General features: G+C 69.7%; 10 protein-coding genes. All 10 read left to right on the top strand.

Annotation, left to right across the window (positions count from 1 at the left end):
- Positions 1-3: 3 nt before the first annotated feature.
- The 10 genes from ACRWK7_RS01530 (at position 4) to ACRWK7_RS01575 (ending at position 13,981) form a co-directional block, all read left to right on the top strand.
- Positions 4-4,227 (top strand): type VI secretion protein IcmF/TssM N-terminal domain-containing protein, encoded by a 4,224-nt coding sequence (locus ACRWK7_RS01530; RefSeq protein ID WP_431854395.1) that lies wholly within the window; start codon positions 4-6, stop codon positions 4,225-4,227.
- Positions 4,224-5,345, top strand: coding sequence for a type VI secretion system protein TssA (gene tssA, locus ACRWK7_RS01535; RefSeq protein ID WP_431854396.1), 1,122 nt, complete (start codon positions 4,224-4,226; stop codon positions 5,343-5,345). Before ACRWK7_RS01530 ends, tssA begins: the two co-directional genes overlap by 4 nt.
- Before the next feature lie 137 nt (positions 5,346-5,482).
- Positions 5,483-6,025, top strand: a complete 543-nt coding sequence (gene tssB, locus ACRWK7_RS01540; protein ID WP_431854397.1) for a type VI secretion system contractile sheath small subunit — start codon at positions 5,483-5,485, stop codon at positions 6,023-6,025.
- Between the two features lie 73 nt (positions 6,026-6,098).
- Positions 6,099-7,583, top strand: coding sequence for a type VI secretion system contractile sheath large subunit (tssC, locus tag ACRWK7_RS01545; RefSeq protein WP_431854398.1), 1,485 nt, complete (start codon positions 6,099-6,101; stop codon positions 7,581-7,583).
- An 85-nt stretch (positions 7,584-7,668) separates the two neighbouring features.
- Complete coding sequence (locus ACRWK7_RS01550) at positions 7,669-8,169, top strand: Hcp family type VI secretion system effector (RefSeq protein WP_431854399.1); 501 nt, start codon at positions 7,669-7,671, stop codon at positions 8,167-8,169.
- Positions 8,170-8,175: 6 nt separating this feature from the next.
- The gene (gene tssE / locus ACRWK7_RS01555; RefSeq protein ID WP_431854400.1) at positions 8,176-8,658 is read left to right on the top strand and encodes a type VI secretion system baseplate subunit TssE; all 483 of its coding nucleotides are present in this window, start codon (positions 8,176-8,178) and stop codon (positions 8,656-8,658) included.
- Positions 8,659-8,816: 158 nt separating this feature from the next.
- Positions 8,817-10,628: a type VI secretion system baseplate subunit TssF gene (gene tssF, locus ACRWK7_RS01560; protein ID WP_431854401.1), complete on the top strand. Its 1,812-nt coding sequence runs from the start codon at positions 8,817-8,819 to the stop codon at positions 10,626-10,628.
- On the top strand, positions 10,592-11,722 hold the full coding sequence (tssG, locus tag ACRWK7_RS01565; protein WP_431854402.1) for a type VI secretion system baseplate subunit TssG: 1,131 nt from the start codon (positions 10,592-10,594) through the stop codon (positions 11,720-11,722). The genes tssF and tssG overlap by 37 nt, the downstream gene beginning before the upstream one ends.
- A 105-nt stretch (positions 11,723-11,827) precedes the next feature.
- Positions 11,828-12,826 (top strand): DUF4157 domain-containing protein, encoded by a 999-nt coding sequence (locus tag ACRWK7_RS01570; RefSeq protein WP_431854403.1) that lies wholly within the window; start codon positions 11,828-11,830, stop codon positions 12,824-12,826.
- 459 nt (positions 12,827-13,285) lie between these two features.
- On the top strand, positions 13,286-13,981 hold the full coding sequence (locus tag ACRWK7_RS01575) for an HNH endonuclease signature motif containing protein (protein ID WP_431854404.1): 696 nt from the start codon (positions 13,286-13,288) through the stop codon (positions 13,979-13,981).
- The last annotated feature ends 57 nt before the right edge of the window (positions 13,982-14,038 follow it).

The raw sequence follows: 14,038 nt of genomic DNA on the forward strand, positions 1-14,038 counted from the left end.
GACGTGACCGCCAGCCTCCTCTCCGACCACCCGCTGCTGATCGGCGTCCTGCTGGGTGCTCTGGCGCTGGCGGTGCTGGCGCTGCTGGTCTGGCTGGTGCGGCGGGACGAGCGCGGGGCGGCGGCGGCGCCGGGCAAAGCGGACCTGTTGGCGGCGGTGCGCGGCGCCGACGTGCGGGCGCTCAACACCAGCTTCACCACCACGCTGCGCGCCATGCGCGGCATGATGCCGGGGTCGGGCTGGCGCTATGCCGCGCCCTGGGTGTTGATGCTGGGACCGTCCGGTTCGGGCAAGAGCGCGCTGGCCTCCTCCATCGGGCTCACCCGGCCCTTCGACCTCACCGTCGATTCCGAACTGGCCGAGCAGGGCTGCGCCTGGCATGTGTTCGAGCGCGGCATCGTCCTCGACCCCGCCGGCTGCGTGCTGTGGGGGCCGGACGGCGACGCGACGGGCAACGACGGCGGCTGGCGCCGGCTGCTCCAGCTGCTCCAGCGCCACCGGCCGGAGCGCGGCCTGGACGGCGTTGTGGTGACGCTGCCGGCCGGCGATCTGGTCGGTCCCGACCGGCTGGACGCGGTGGCGCTGGCCAGCCGGGCCAAGCAACTGCGCCGCCGCCTGCGCGAACTGCAGCAGAACCTCGGCCTGCGGCTGCCGGTCTATCTGGTCGTCACCAAGTGCGACACGGTGCCGGGCTTCACCAGCTTCTGGGAGCCGCTGGCGGTGCAGCGCCGGAACGAGGTGTTCGGCTGGTCGAACCCGCAGACGCTGGAGACCACCTTCGCCCCGCACCTGCTGAACGAGGCGTTCGACGAGATCGGCCGCGAGCTGCACCGCACGCTGATCGGCACCGCGGTGTCGTCCGGCGGCCTCAGCGACATGGCGTTCCTGTTCCCGGCGGAGTTCCAGAAGCTGTCGGCGCCGGTGGCGCGCTTCGCCACCGCGCTGTTCCGGCTGGATTCCTACCAGGACCCGCACTTCTTCCGCGGCCTCTACTTCACCGGCGACGGCTCGGCCCTGGTGGCCGGCGGGCGCGGCCTGCCGGCGGCGTACGAGGCGGGTGCGGAGCTGCCGGTCGGGCTGGCGCCGGCCCCCTCGGCGGCTCCGGCGGCGCAGCCGCTGTTCGCCACCGAGCTGTTCAGCGAGAAGATCTTCCGCGAATCCCGGCTGGTGCGCGCGGCGCGGCGCGGGCTGGTGGCGCGCAGCCGGACGCTGCGCTTCGCCCAGGCCGGCGTGGCGGCGGCGGCGGTCGTGCTGTCGCTGGGCCTCTGGTACTCCTACACCTCGCTGCAGGGCACCACGGCGAACATCATCAAGCCGCTGATGATGATCGAGAAGACCGACGCCCAGGTGCACCGGGCGCGCGAGGCGGGGCAGAGCCTGAGCGAGGGGCTGTACCGCGACGTGCACGGCGCCACCGCGCCGATCCTCAACTCCTTCAAGACGCTCAGCGACCGCGCGCTGCTGGAGCCGTTCATCCCCACGTCCTGGTTCAGCACCATCGAGGCTGACGTCAAGCACGCCATGGCGCACGGCTTCGGTCTGGTCGTGCTCTACCCGATGCGCCTCGAACTCATCAAACGCTGGGACGCGATCCAGAAGAAATACGGCCCGCAGCCGCAGGGGCAGGCGCCCGAGGGGCTGGCCGCCCAGGCGCGGGTGCAGGCCTACCTGGGCGACCTCGACGCGCTGGCCGCCGACATCCAGCAGTTCAACACGGCGACCGACCTGCCGGTGCTGACCTTCTCGAAGCTGGTCACCTCGCTGCTCGGCATCAACCTGGGCGAGGCGCTGCTGAGCGACGCCGGGCTGTACCGCGACGTGATGCGGGTGGCGAAGGTGAAGCCGTTCGACGCCTCGCGCAACATCATGCCGTCCCTGCAGACGCTGGCGCGGCTGGGGCAGGGGGCGGTCACCCTGGTGTCGCCCGACGGCCCTATCGTGCAGCGCTTCGCCGCCGTCGCCAGCGCGCTGGAGCGGGCGGAGCTGGCGCGCTTCGGCGCGCCGGACGCGGCGGGGGCGACGCTGGTCGACCTCAACACCGCCATCGACCGGGTGCAGACGGTGCTGGGCAACCCCGACCTGCGCTGGCTGTTCGTCGCGCATCCGGAGAACGAGCCGCACTGGAAGGACCAGATCCAGCGCGTGCGCGCCAACCTGTTTCTCGGCGAGACGGCGGCGCAGGCGATGCTGCGCATGGCCACCACCCGCATCGCCGACCTGCGCGCCGCGCTGCTGGCGATCCGGACGCCGGGCACCGGGCCGCTGCTGGTCGCCGACGAGACCGACGACGGGCTGCTGAAGCTGGCGCCGGCGGTGGACGGGCTGGCCGCGGTGCTGCCGGACATCCTGAAGTACGAGTTCATGGCCGACACCCCGGTGCGCGAGCCGGTGCTGCCCTCCAGGACCAGCACCGCTACCCTGTGGTCGCCCGAGCCGCTGGCCAGGGCCATGGCCTACTACAAGGCGTTCGAGGCGATGGAGGCCGGGCCGCTGACCCGCGTGCCGGACTCGCTGCGCCCCATGGTGCAGGCGCTGGCGGCGCAGCGGCTGCAGACCGCCATGCTGACCTCGGTGGCGCAGGCGCAGGTGGTCGAGCAGCGCGGCCAGGACTTCCGCATGGTCGCCGACGAGACCGGCCTGCTGCGCGAGGTGCGCCAGTTCGGCAAGGCGTCGCGCAGTCTGGGCGACATCCTCGGCGCCTTCAGCCGGCGCGGCATGGACCAGGCGTACGCGACCGTGTCGGGCATCGTGGCCCAGCACGTGGTCAGCATGCTGGAGCAGGCCGACCGCATCGGCGACGAGGGCGCCCCCTACCTGCCGGTCGATGAGTTCAAGCAGTGGGACGGCACGCTGCCGCTCAACTTCGAGGGCTTCCAGGTGCTCAGCGACAGCGAGCTGGCGCAGTACCTCGACAACACCCGCGGCCGCTTCGACTGGCTGGGCACCGAGGTGGCGGCGCCGCTGGTCAACTTCGCGCTGCGCGAACAGACGCCCAACACGCTGCGCCAGGACCCGCACGTGCTGAAGTGGCAGCGCATCCTGATCGAGCAGCAGCGCTACAAGGCGGACAACCCCGCCAGCTCGCTGGCTCTGCTGGAGCGCTACGTCCGCTTCGACCTGGGCGCGGTGAAGCCGGACACCTGTTTGCAGCAGCTGGCCAGCGGCACCAGCGCCGGCGGCGACTTCTTCCAGCAGCGCCGCGACACGCTGCGCCGGATGGCGCTGGCGCAGTGCCAGCGCGTGGCGGTGAAGGCGCTGTCCACCGACTACACGCGGCTTGCCACCGACTTCAACGCGATGCTGGCCGGGCGCTATCCGTTCGCCGATTACGGCGGGGCGGACACGGCGGAGGCCGACCTCGACGCCGTCGTCGCCTTCCTGGAGCGCTTCGGCAATGCGGAGGCGGCGATCCGCCGCGGCCTCGGCACGCCGCAGCCGGGCACGCCGGCCGCCCAGGCGCTCGCCTTCATCGACAACCTGGCGGCGGTGAAGGAGTTCCTGGCGCCGTTCCTCGCCGCAACCTCGACCGCGCCGCCGGCCTTCGACGTGGCGGCGGAGTTCCGCGTCAACCGGCCGAAGGAAAGCGGCGGCAACCAGATCATCGAGTGGCTGGTGGCCATCGGCGACCAGCAGATGCTGCGCGGCTCCGGCACCCAGGCCGGCAAGTGGTCGCCGGGCGACCCGGTGACGGTGACGCTGCGCTGGGCCAAGGACGCGCCGGTGGTGCCGGTGTCCATCGTCGGCGCCGACGGCAGCGTGCAGCCCGACCGCTCCATCGGCTTCGCCTACATGAACCGCTGGTCGCTGGTGCGGCTGCTGCAGGTGCACAGGGCGCCGGCCGCCGACCTGCCGAAGCTGACCGACAGCCGGCCGCACACGCTGAAGTTCTCGGCCGACACCACCAGCGCCCCGGTGCCGGGCGATCCCGGCCCGGCCAAGCCGCCGGTCGCCGGCAAGACCAGCGTCTTCCTGCGCCTGGGACTCAGCACGCCGACGCCGGACGGCAAGGGCAGGACCACCTTCACGCTGCCGTCCTTTCCCTATGGCGCGCCGCGCCTGGACACCGCCGCACGCGCCGCCTCGGCCGCCGGCGAACCGTTCTCCGGCGACGTCTCGACCGCGCCGGTGCCGAGGATGGCCGCCGCCAAGGCCGCCGCGAAGACGGCGGCGGTGATACCCCCCACGCCCCCGGCGGCGAAGAACGCCCCGACGAGGATCACGAAATGAGCGCCGCGCTTCCCGACTTCAGCGCCATCCTGGCGCCCCTGCCGGGCGATGCCCCGACCGGGCCGTCGCTGCGCTACGACCCGGTCTTCGACGAGATCCGCGAGGCGCGCCGGCAGGACGACCCCTCGCTGCCCACCGGCGTCTGGCAGACGGCGCTGAAGCGCGCCGACTGGGACGAGGTGGCGCGGCTGTGCCGCAGCGTGCTGGAGACGCGCTCGAAGGACCTGCAGGTCGCCTGCTGGCTGATCGAGGCGCTGGTCCACAAGCATGGCCTCAAAGCGCTGGGGCCGGGGCTGCGGATGATCGCCGGGCTGTGCGAGGCGTTCTGGGACGGACTGCACCCGGACATCGACGACGGTGACGTCGCCGCCCGCGTGGCGCCGCTGGAATGGCTGAACGGCAAGCTGCCGAACCTGCTGCACCGGCAGCCGATCACCCGCTCGGGCAGCCAGCCGGTGGTCAGCTTCTCCTTCGCCGACTACCAGAACGCCCAGCGCCTCAGCATGATCGCGGCGAAGGACCCGCGCACCGGCGACGCTGCCCGTGCCAGGGGCGAGGCGCTGCTGCCCGACGTCGATGCCAGCGCCGCCGCCACCCCGGTCGCCTTCCACCGCAACCAACACGAACAGCTCGCCGAGGCGATATCCGCCACCGACGCGCTGTCGGCCTTGCTCGACGCGCGCTGCGGCCGCGACGCGCCGGGGCTGGTCACGCTGCGCGAGACGCTGGCCGGCCTGCAGGGCTGGGTGGACACCATGCTGCGCGCCAAGGGGGAGGATCCCGTGATGCCCGCCGAAACCGCCGCCGGGTTCGCACCCGAGCCGGAGCCCGAGGACTACGGCGAGGCGGAGGAGCACGCCGCGCCGTATGTCCACGCCGGCCCGATCCGCACGCGTGAGGAGGCCTACTACTGGCTGGCGGAGGTTGCCGACTTCCTGCTGCGCACCGAACCGCACAGCCCGACGCCGTACCTGATCCACCGCGCGCTGGGCTGGGCGAACATGCCTTTGCATGAAGTTCTTCTCGAGGTCAGCCGTGGCCGCAACGATCTCGGCACGGTTTTCGATCTCCTCGGCTTCAATTTTACAGAACTGACACAGAAGACGGGGGCGCGATGAACGGATGAATTGCCAATGTGGCTGAATCTTCTTGTTATCAGGCAAGAGCGATTCTAATGTTCATTTCAGGATTACAAAAACGCGCCTGATCATCGCGTCGGGCGTGCACAGAAACACTCTGGGAGAAGGGCAAGTCCATGGCCGAGAGCACCCAGCACAAACTGAGCAGAGTCCGCCCGCCGCGCGTGCAGATCACGTACGACGTCGAAATCGGCAACGCGATCGAGAAGAAGGAGCTTCCCTACATCGTCGGCATCATGGCCGACCTGTCGGGCAAGCCGGCGGAGGCGCTGCCGCCCGTCAAGGACCGCAAGTTCATCGAGGTCGACCGCGACAATTTCCAGGACGTGCTGTCGGCGATCAACCCGCGCGTCGCCTTCCGGGTGCCGAACAAGCTGCAGCCGGACAGCAACGACGTCCTCAACGTCGAGCTGAAGTTCAAGCACCTCGACGACTTCGGCCCGGTGGAGGTGCTGAAGCAGGTTCCGCAGCTGAAGCGCCTGTTCGAGGCCCGCTCGCGCCTGCGCGACCTGCTGACCAAGCTGGACGGCAACGACGACCTGGACGGCCTGCTGAAGCAGGTGATGGCGAACACCGAGGACCAGGAGGCGCTGAAGAAGCAGCTCTCCGCCCCCGCCGGTGACGCCGCCCCGGCTACCGATGCGCCGAAGGCCGAGTAACCCGCCGCCCGACAATCGCTGAGACGCCGCGGGCCCGACGCGCACCGCGGTGCGACACGAGGAGACGCTTGCCATGGCTGAAGAAACCGAGACCCCGGGCGCGGGTGCCGCTGCCGCCGAGACCCTGCCGATCCTCGACCGCATCATGGTCGAGGGCAAGCTGGCGCGCGACGAGACGCAGCGCAGCTACGCCCGCGACCTGGTGGACGAGTTCGTCAACTCCGTGCTGGCCGAGACCGGCGGCGCGGTGAGCGGCGACGTGGTCGCCGCCATCAACGACCGCATCGCCCAGATCGACGACCTGATCTCGCTGCAGCTCAACGAGGTGCTGCACCACCCCGACCTGCAGAAGCTGGAGGCCTCCTGGCGCGGCCTCGCCTACCTGGTCTTCAACACCGAGACCAGCACGCGCCTGAAGCTGCGCCTGATGAACATCACCAAGGCGGAGCTGCTGAAGGACCTGGAGAAGGCGGTCGAGTTCGACCAGAGCGCGCTCTTCAAGAAGGTGTACGAGGAAGAGTACGGCACCTTCGGCGGCTATCCCTACAGCGTGCTGGTCGGCGACTACGAGTTCGGCCGGCACCCGCAGGACATGGCGCTGCTGGAGAAGATCTCCAACGTCGCCGCCGCGGCGCACGCGCCGTTCATCGCCTCGGCCAGCCCGATGCTGTTCGACATGGGCGGCTTCACCGAACTGGGCGTGCCGCGCGACCTGTCGAAGATCTTCGAGAGCGCCGAGCTGATCAAGTGGCGGTCGTTCCGCGCCAGCGAGGATTCGCGCTACGTCACGCTGTGCCTGCCGCACGTGCTGCTGCGCCTGCCCTACGGCCCGGACACCGTGCCGGTCGAGGGCATGGAGTTCGTCGAGGACACCGACGGCCGCGACCATTCCAAGTACCTGTGGGGCAACCCGGCGTGGATGCTGGCGACCCGCATCACCGACGCCTTCGCCAAGTACGGCTGGACGGCGGCGATCCGCGGCGTCGAGGGCGGCGGCAAGGTCGAAGGCCTGCCGACCCACACCTTCCACACCGACGAGGGCGACATCGCGCTGAAGTGCCCGACGGAGATCTCGATCACCGACCGCCGCGAGAAGGAGCTGAACGACCTCGGCTTCATCGCGCTGGTGCACTGCAAGGGCACCGACTACGCCGCCTTCTTCGGCGGCCAGACCGCCAACAAGCCGAAGCTGTACAACACGGCGTCCGCCAACGCCAACAGCCGGCTGTCGGCGATGCTGCCCTACATCCTGAACGCGTCGCGCTTCGCCCACTACATCAAGGTGATCATGCGCGACAAGATCGGCAGCTTCATGACCAAGGAGAACGTGCAGACGTATCTCAACACCTGGATCATGGACTACGTCCTCGGCAAGGACGACGCCGGCCAGGACCTCAAGGCGCAGTACCCGCTGCGCGAGGCCCGCGTCGATGTGACGGACATCCCCGGCAAGCCCGGCTGCTACAACGCGACCGTCTTCCTGCGGCCGCACTTCCAGCTGGAGGAGCTGACCGCGTCGATCCGCCTGGTGGCCGAGCTGCCGCCGCCGGCCGCGTAAGGCCCCGCAGACCGCCTCTCCCGTCCGGCGGGCGGGGGAGGCCGAACACCGCACGTGAAACGCTGGCCGACAAGGGAGTCCCGTCATGGCCGCCAATATGTTCATCGTCTTCAAGACGCCCGACATCAAGGGCGAGAGCGCCGACAGCACCCACACCGATCAGATCCAGGTCCTGTCCTGGAGCCACTCGTTCAACCAGCCGACCTCGCCGACCCGCAGCTCCGCGGGCTCGGGCACGGTGGAGCAGGCCAACCACTCCGACTTCTCGTTCACCAAGTACACCGACGCGTCGACCGACGACCTGCTGAAGATGTGCTGGAGCGGCAAGCAGATCGGCACCGCCACCTTCACCGCCTACCGCTCGGACGGCGACAACAAGGCGATCAAGTATCTGGACATCGAGATGACCGGCGTCATCGTTTCCAACGTCTCCATCGGCGGCGGCACGGGCGACATCTCCACCGAGACGGTCACGCTCAGCTACAACTCGGTGAAGTACACCTACATCCAGCAGAAGGCGGCGGACGGCACCGGCGGCGGCAACGAGCCGGTCAAGCACGACCTCGCCAAGCAGGAGGTGTCGTAAGCCGCCATGCCGGGACCGCGGGTCACGCAGGGAGTCCGGGCGCCGCTGTTCGACCGCCTGGCGGCGAACCCGGCGCCGGAGGACCGGCGCGACCTGCGGATGCCCGATCTGCGGATGCTTGACCGGGCGGGTCTGACGGCGTCGATCCGGCGCGAGCTGGACCGGCTGCTGAACACCCGCACGCCGCTGTCGGCCGAGGCGTTGGGCCGGCGGCCGCGCAGCACGCTCGACTACGGGCTGCCCGACCTGTCGCTGTTCTGGCCCTACGACGCCGACAGCGAGGCGCGTTTGGCCGCCCTGGTCGCCGACACCGTCGCGGCGTTCGAGCCGCGCCTGCTGCGTCCGGCCGTCCGGGTCGAACGCGTGGTCGGCGAGCGGCGCAAGCTGCGCGTCAGCGTGATGGGCGACGTCGAACTGGCCGGCATGGTCGAGCCGGTGACCTTCCCCATCCTGCTGAGCGACGGCGTGGAGGACGGGGATGAAGGGTGACGGGGCTTCGACGCGTGCCCTTCTTTCGCCGTCATCCCCGCGAAGGCGGGGATCCAGCGCTCGCGTCCGCGAGCCCCATGACTCGTGTCGCCCCTGTCGGGGCTTTTCCTGGATCCCCGCTTTCGCGGAAATGACGGGAGAAAGGCGTTTGAAGCCCGATGACTGACGGTCGCGACGACCTGCTGGACTATTACCAGCGCGAACTGGCCTACCTGAGGCACGAGGGGGCGGAGTTCGCCGCGCGCTACCCGCGCGTCGCCGCGCGGCTCGACCTCAGCGGCGCCGAATCGCCGGACCCGCACGTCGAGCGCCTGCTGGAAAGCTTCGCCTTCCTCACCGCGCGCATCCAGCGCACGCTGGATTCGGAATTCCCGCAGATCCCCGCGGCGCTGCTCGGCGTCCTCTACCCGCACCTGACCGCGCCGGTGCCCAGCATGGCGGTGGCGCAGTTCATGGTCGATCCGGGGCAGGCGCGTTCGGCCACCGGCTTCACGCTGGCCGACGACACGCCGCTGTACGCCGAGGCGGCGGACGGCATCACCTGCCGCTTCCGCACCGGCTACCCGGTGGAGCTGTGGCCGATCACCGTGGCCGAAGCGGCGATCCAGCCCTCCGCCGCGTTCTCGTTCCTGGACCACCGCAGCGAGGTCGGCGCGGTTCTGCGGCTGACGCTGCGCTGCCTGGGCAAGCAGAGCTTCGCCGACGTGGCGCCGAAGCGCCTGCGCCTCCACCTGCACGCCGGCCCGATCGTCGGCGGCGGGCTGTACGAGCTGCTGCTGAACGGCGTGCGCGGCGTGGCGGTGCGGCCGGCCGGCGCGCACGCGCCGGGGCGCGAGCTGTCGGCCGCCTGCATCCACCCCGTGGGCTTCGCGCCGGACGAGGACGTGCTGCCCTGGCCGCGCCACGCGCATCAGGCGTACCGGCTGATCCAGGAATACTTCGTGTTCCCGGAGAAGTACCTGTTCCTCGACATCGACGGCCTGGGCGGCTTCGGCGACGGCCAGGAGGCCGAGCTGCTGTTCCTGCTGGCCGAGCCGCCGAAGCGGACGCTGAGCATCGACGCCGGCACCTTCCGCCTGAACTGCGCGCCCATCGTCAACCTGTTCCGCACGACGACGGAGCCGGTGCGCCTGGACCAGACGCAGGTGGACTACCGGCTGTTGCCCGACAGCTACCGCGAGCGCTCGACCGAGATCCACTCGATCCTCAAGGTCTCGGCCAGCTCGGCCTACGAGGACGACAGCCGCAGCTTCCAGCCCTTCTACTCCTTCGACCATGGCGCGGTGCGCGAGGACGCCCGCGCCTTCTGGACCGCGCGGCGCCAGCCGACGGGCCGGGCCGACCTGCCGGGCACCGACATGGTGCTGTCCTTCCTCGACCTCGACTTCAAGCCGACGCGGCCGCCGGCGCAGGTGGTGTTCGCCCACGCGCTGTGCACCAACCGCGGCGTGGCCGAGCAGATGCCGGCCGGCGCCCGCCTGGACATCGAGGTGGACGCGCCGCTCAGCGGCATCGCCTGCCTGACCAAACCGACGCGCCAGCTCACTCCGCCCTTGGGCGGGCAGACGCTGTGGCGGCTGGTGTCGCACCTGTCGCTGAACCACCTGTCGCTGGACGGCGAGGCCGGGCTGGCGGCGCTGCGCGAGATCCTGCGCCTCTACGCCGCCTTCGCCGACGCCACGGTGGACAGCCAGGTCGCCGGCCTGTCCGGCCTGTCCTGCGGCGGCGTCGTGCGGCGGGTGGGGAACGAGGCGTGGCGCGGCTTCTGCCGCGGCACCGAGGTGCGGCTGGAACTGGACGAGGAGCGCTTCGTCGGCAGCCATCCGTTCCTGCTCGCGTCCGTGCTCAACCGCTTCTTCGGGCTGTACGCCGCCGTCAACTCCTTCACGCAGCTGGTCCTGACCAGCCGCCAACGCCACGGGATCTGGAAGACATGGCCGCCTCTGGCTGGCGATCGCCCCGTTCTGTAGTCGAGCAGCTGGCCGCCGAGGCCCACCGCTTCGACTTCCACCAGGCGGTCAGCCTGATCGAGCGGCTGCGCCCGGACGCCCGCGGCGTCGGCGACGGCAGCCACGCGGTGCACGAGGCGGTGCGCTTCCGCTCCACCCTGAGCAGCGCCTTCCCGGCCAGCGACCTCACCGCCGCCCGTCCGCCGGGACCGGGCGAGCCGCGCTGGGAGCTGGCGGTGAACTTCCTGGGGCTGGCCGGCGGCTTCGGCCCGCTGCCGGCGCCCTTCACCGAGGAGATCATCCGCCAGATCCGCGCCGGCGATACCGCGACGCGCGACTTCCTGGACCTCTTCAACCACCGCCTCGTCTCGCTGCTGCACCGGGCGCGGCGCATGCACCGGCCGGCGCTGAACCGCGGCACGCCGGACCAGGGACCGTTCGCCGGCTACCTCTACAGCCTGATCGGCATGGGCACCGGGGCGTTGCGCGGGCGCATGGCGGTGCCCGACCGGGTGCTGCTCAACCACGCCGGCGTGCTGGCGCAGCAGCCGCGCAGCCTGCACGGGCTGGAGCGCGTGCTGGGCGACCATTTCGGCGTGGCGGTGCGGGCGCTGCCGCTGCAGGGGCGCTGGCTGACGCTCGACGACACGCAGACGACGCGGCTGGGCCAGCGCAACTCGACGCTCGGCGGCGGCGCGGTGCTGGGCAGCAGGGCGTGGGACCAGCAGGCGGCGGTGGTGCTGGAGATCGGCCCGCTGGGGCTGGAGGCGTTCCGCGGCTTCCTGCCGGACGGGCACGCGGCGCGGGCGTTGCGCGACCTCGCCGCCTTCTACGTCGGGCCGGGCATCGACACCGACGTGCGGCTGCGCCTGAAGCCGGCGGACGTGCCAGGCACGCGGCTGGTCGGCGCCAACCGCCTGCACCTGCACGGCGCCCGCGCGCTGGCCGACCGGCCGAAGGTGCACGGTGTGCGGCTGGACGGCGCGGCGCGGCTGATCACTCGCCCAACGCCCGACGCGCCGAGGCTGGGCTGGACGACGTGGCTGACGACCCGGCCGCGGACGGCGGAGGGGGTGGTGGAACTGCGCGGCGGCGGAGGGCGTGCCCATGCGTAGATCGGCGATGATCCGACTCGCGCGTTCGTTGGTGCTTCCGGTGATCGCCGTTGACGAAGGCGAGGGGGTAGCCCGATACTTCATCGTTTGCGGGAGGAGGCTGTCATGACCGCGTTCTCGAAGGCATCGGGCACCGTCATCCAGGGCCGGTTCCTGGCCGCCGGACCCAGGCTTCCGACATCGGGCGGGGCCGTGGCGCAGCCGCAGGGGAACAGCCACGCCCAGGCGCTGCCGTCGGGGCTGATCCGCATGGGCGGTGGCGGACGGCCGCTGCCGGACGGCGTGCGGCAGAAGATGGAGTCGTTCTTCAAGGCCGACTTCTCGGACGTGCGCGTGCACGTCGGGTCCGAGGCGCCGTCCATCGGCGCGCTGGCCTTCACGCTGGGCACCAACCTTTATTTCGCGCCGGGGCAGTACAACCCCGACACCCCGCACGGCCAGCAGCTTCTCGGGCACGAGCTGACGCACGTCGTCCAGCAGCGTGCCGGGCGCGTGCGCAACCCGTTCGGCAGCGGCATCGCCGTGGTGCAGGACCCGTCGCTGGAGGCTGAGGCCGATCGCATGGGCATGCGCGCCGCCTCCCACGTCACGCCGCCCGCCGTGCAGGCCAAGCCGGCGCCGCAGCACGCCGGGAAGCCGCAGATCCAGCGCAAGGCCGCCGACGGCTCCGGCTACCGGCTGATCGTCGGCGCCTACCTGCACCAGGACAAGGGCCTGCCCGACGCCATGGCCGGCCACGGCTTCGTGGCGGTGGAGCGCCCCGGCGGCAAGCGCGAGGCCTGGGGCTTCTCGCCCGCCAACCTGTCGTCCATGGACCCGAAGCGCGACCTGGGACGCCTGACCACCGGCGTGCCGGGCCGCGTGCACCGCGACGAGGCGGCGTTCTCCAAGCCCGGCGTGCGCACCCGCAGCTTCGCCGTCAGCCGCGAGCAGGCGGAGCGCGCCCTGGCGAAGATCGGCGAGTACCGGGGCGGTAACGTGCAATTCAGCTTGGCGCGCCAGCAGTGCACGGCGTTCGCCGGCGACGTGGCGAAGGCGGCGGGGGTGGACGTGACCGGCGCCGGGCCGGTGCGCGGGCCGCGGGATTTTTATCGGAAGATCTGAAGGTTGGCGCCGATCGCCTGCCGATAGGAGGGTGAAATGAAGAAGCACGCGCCACCGCCGCAGAAATATGACGGAGTTCGAGAGTTCTCCCAGGAACGCTTTGTCCAGCCCGCGAGACCGGGCGTGCCGGCCGCCGCCGGGAACCGCTTGAAGGTGAATGCTGCCCTCGAACATCGTGTTGTCCGATCGGTGGCCACCCCATCGGGCGCCTGTCAGCCGGCCATGCCGGGGAAGTCGCCCATTCCGGCGCAATGCCAACCACGGCCTTGCCCGCCGATACCTCCCATAGCTGGTGGCAGCGCGAATTTCGTGCAGCCTAAGCGGCCTCCGCAGACATCCGGTCGGGTCCCGCCCGGGCCTCCTCCCACGCGGTTCTCCTCACCGGCTGGGAATGCACCTGCGAGTGCGGGACACGGCAGCAGGGTGCCATCTACTGGCATACACGCAGTGCAAGCCAAAATGGCGGCTGCCGGTCAGGCGCGCCCAAGCGCAATGCAGACGGTGCGTGGCACCGCAGCGCCCGCAAAATGCAACCCTGGTGGTGTGGTCCAAAAGATGGATTTCGGCAATGGCCCAGGGATGAATAACAACCAACAAGTAAATACATTCTATAAATTTGGCTTGAATCTGGAATACAAGGCGAAAGGCGAAGAGACGGGGAAGCGCCCGGGGTGGCGTGACGAAACCAAGGAATTCATGTTCCAGGGCCCTGGCGCAGTAAGGATGGAGTTGTGGAAGGTTCTTGGCGCCGAAAACTCCGCTAATATGAATAAAATTTATTACCAGTGTAATGAATGCGGCCTCTTTTATCCAAAAGAATCTATGGATATTGATCACGGAACGCCATGGAGCAAAATTAAAGATTACGCCGACAGCAGAAAACAAGAAATAATGTTCAGCAATGCCGCTAGCAATCTTTCTTTGTGCTGTAGCAAATGCAATAGGTCGAAGTCCGATAGCGAGACATGGAGCTATAATGGAGAGGAAAGAGGCGGGTTGGCGATCGATACCGAGAATGCCCAATGGTACTATAATGAGGCTCTTAAGCAACAAAGGGCAGAATATCAGACATGGGCATTGCGAGATCGGATGTCATCTGTTTCGGTGAAATTCGATATGGAGGGGAACCCTATTTATCCTTGGGAAAGTAAATAGTCATTGCTCGCGGAAACAAGGCGCGAGTGGGTATGATTGCTGAACGCCGAGCGAAAG

It is taken from the genome of Azospirillum sp. (assembly GCF_050789165.1).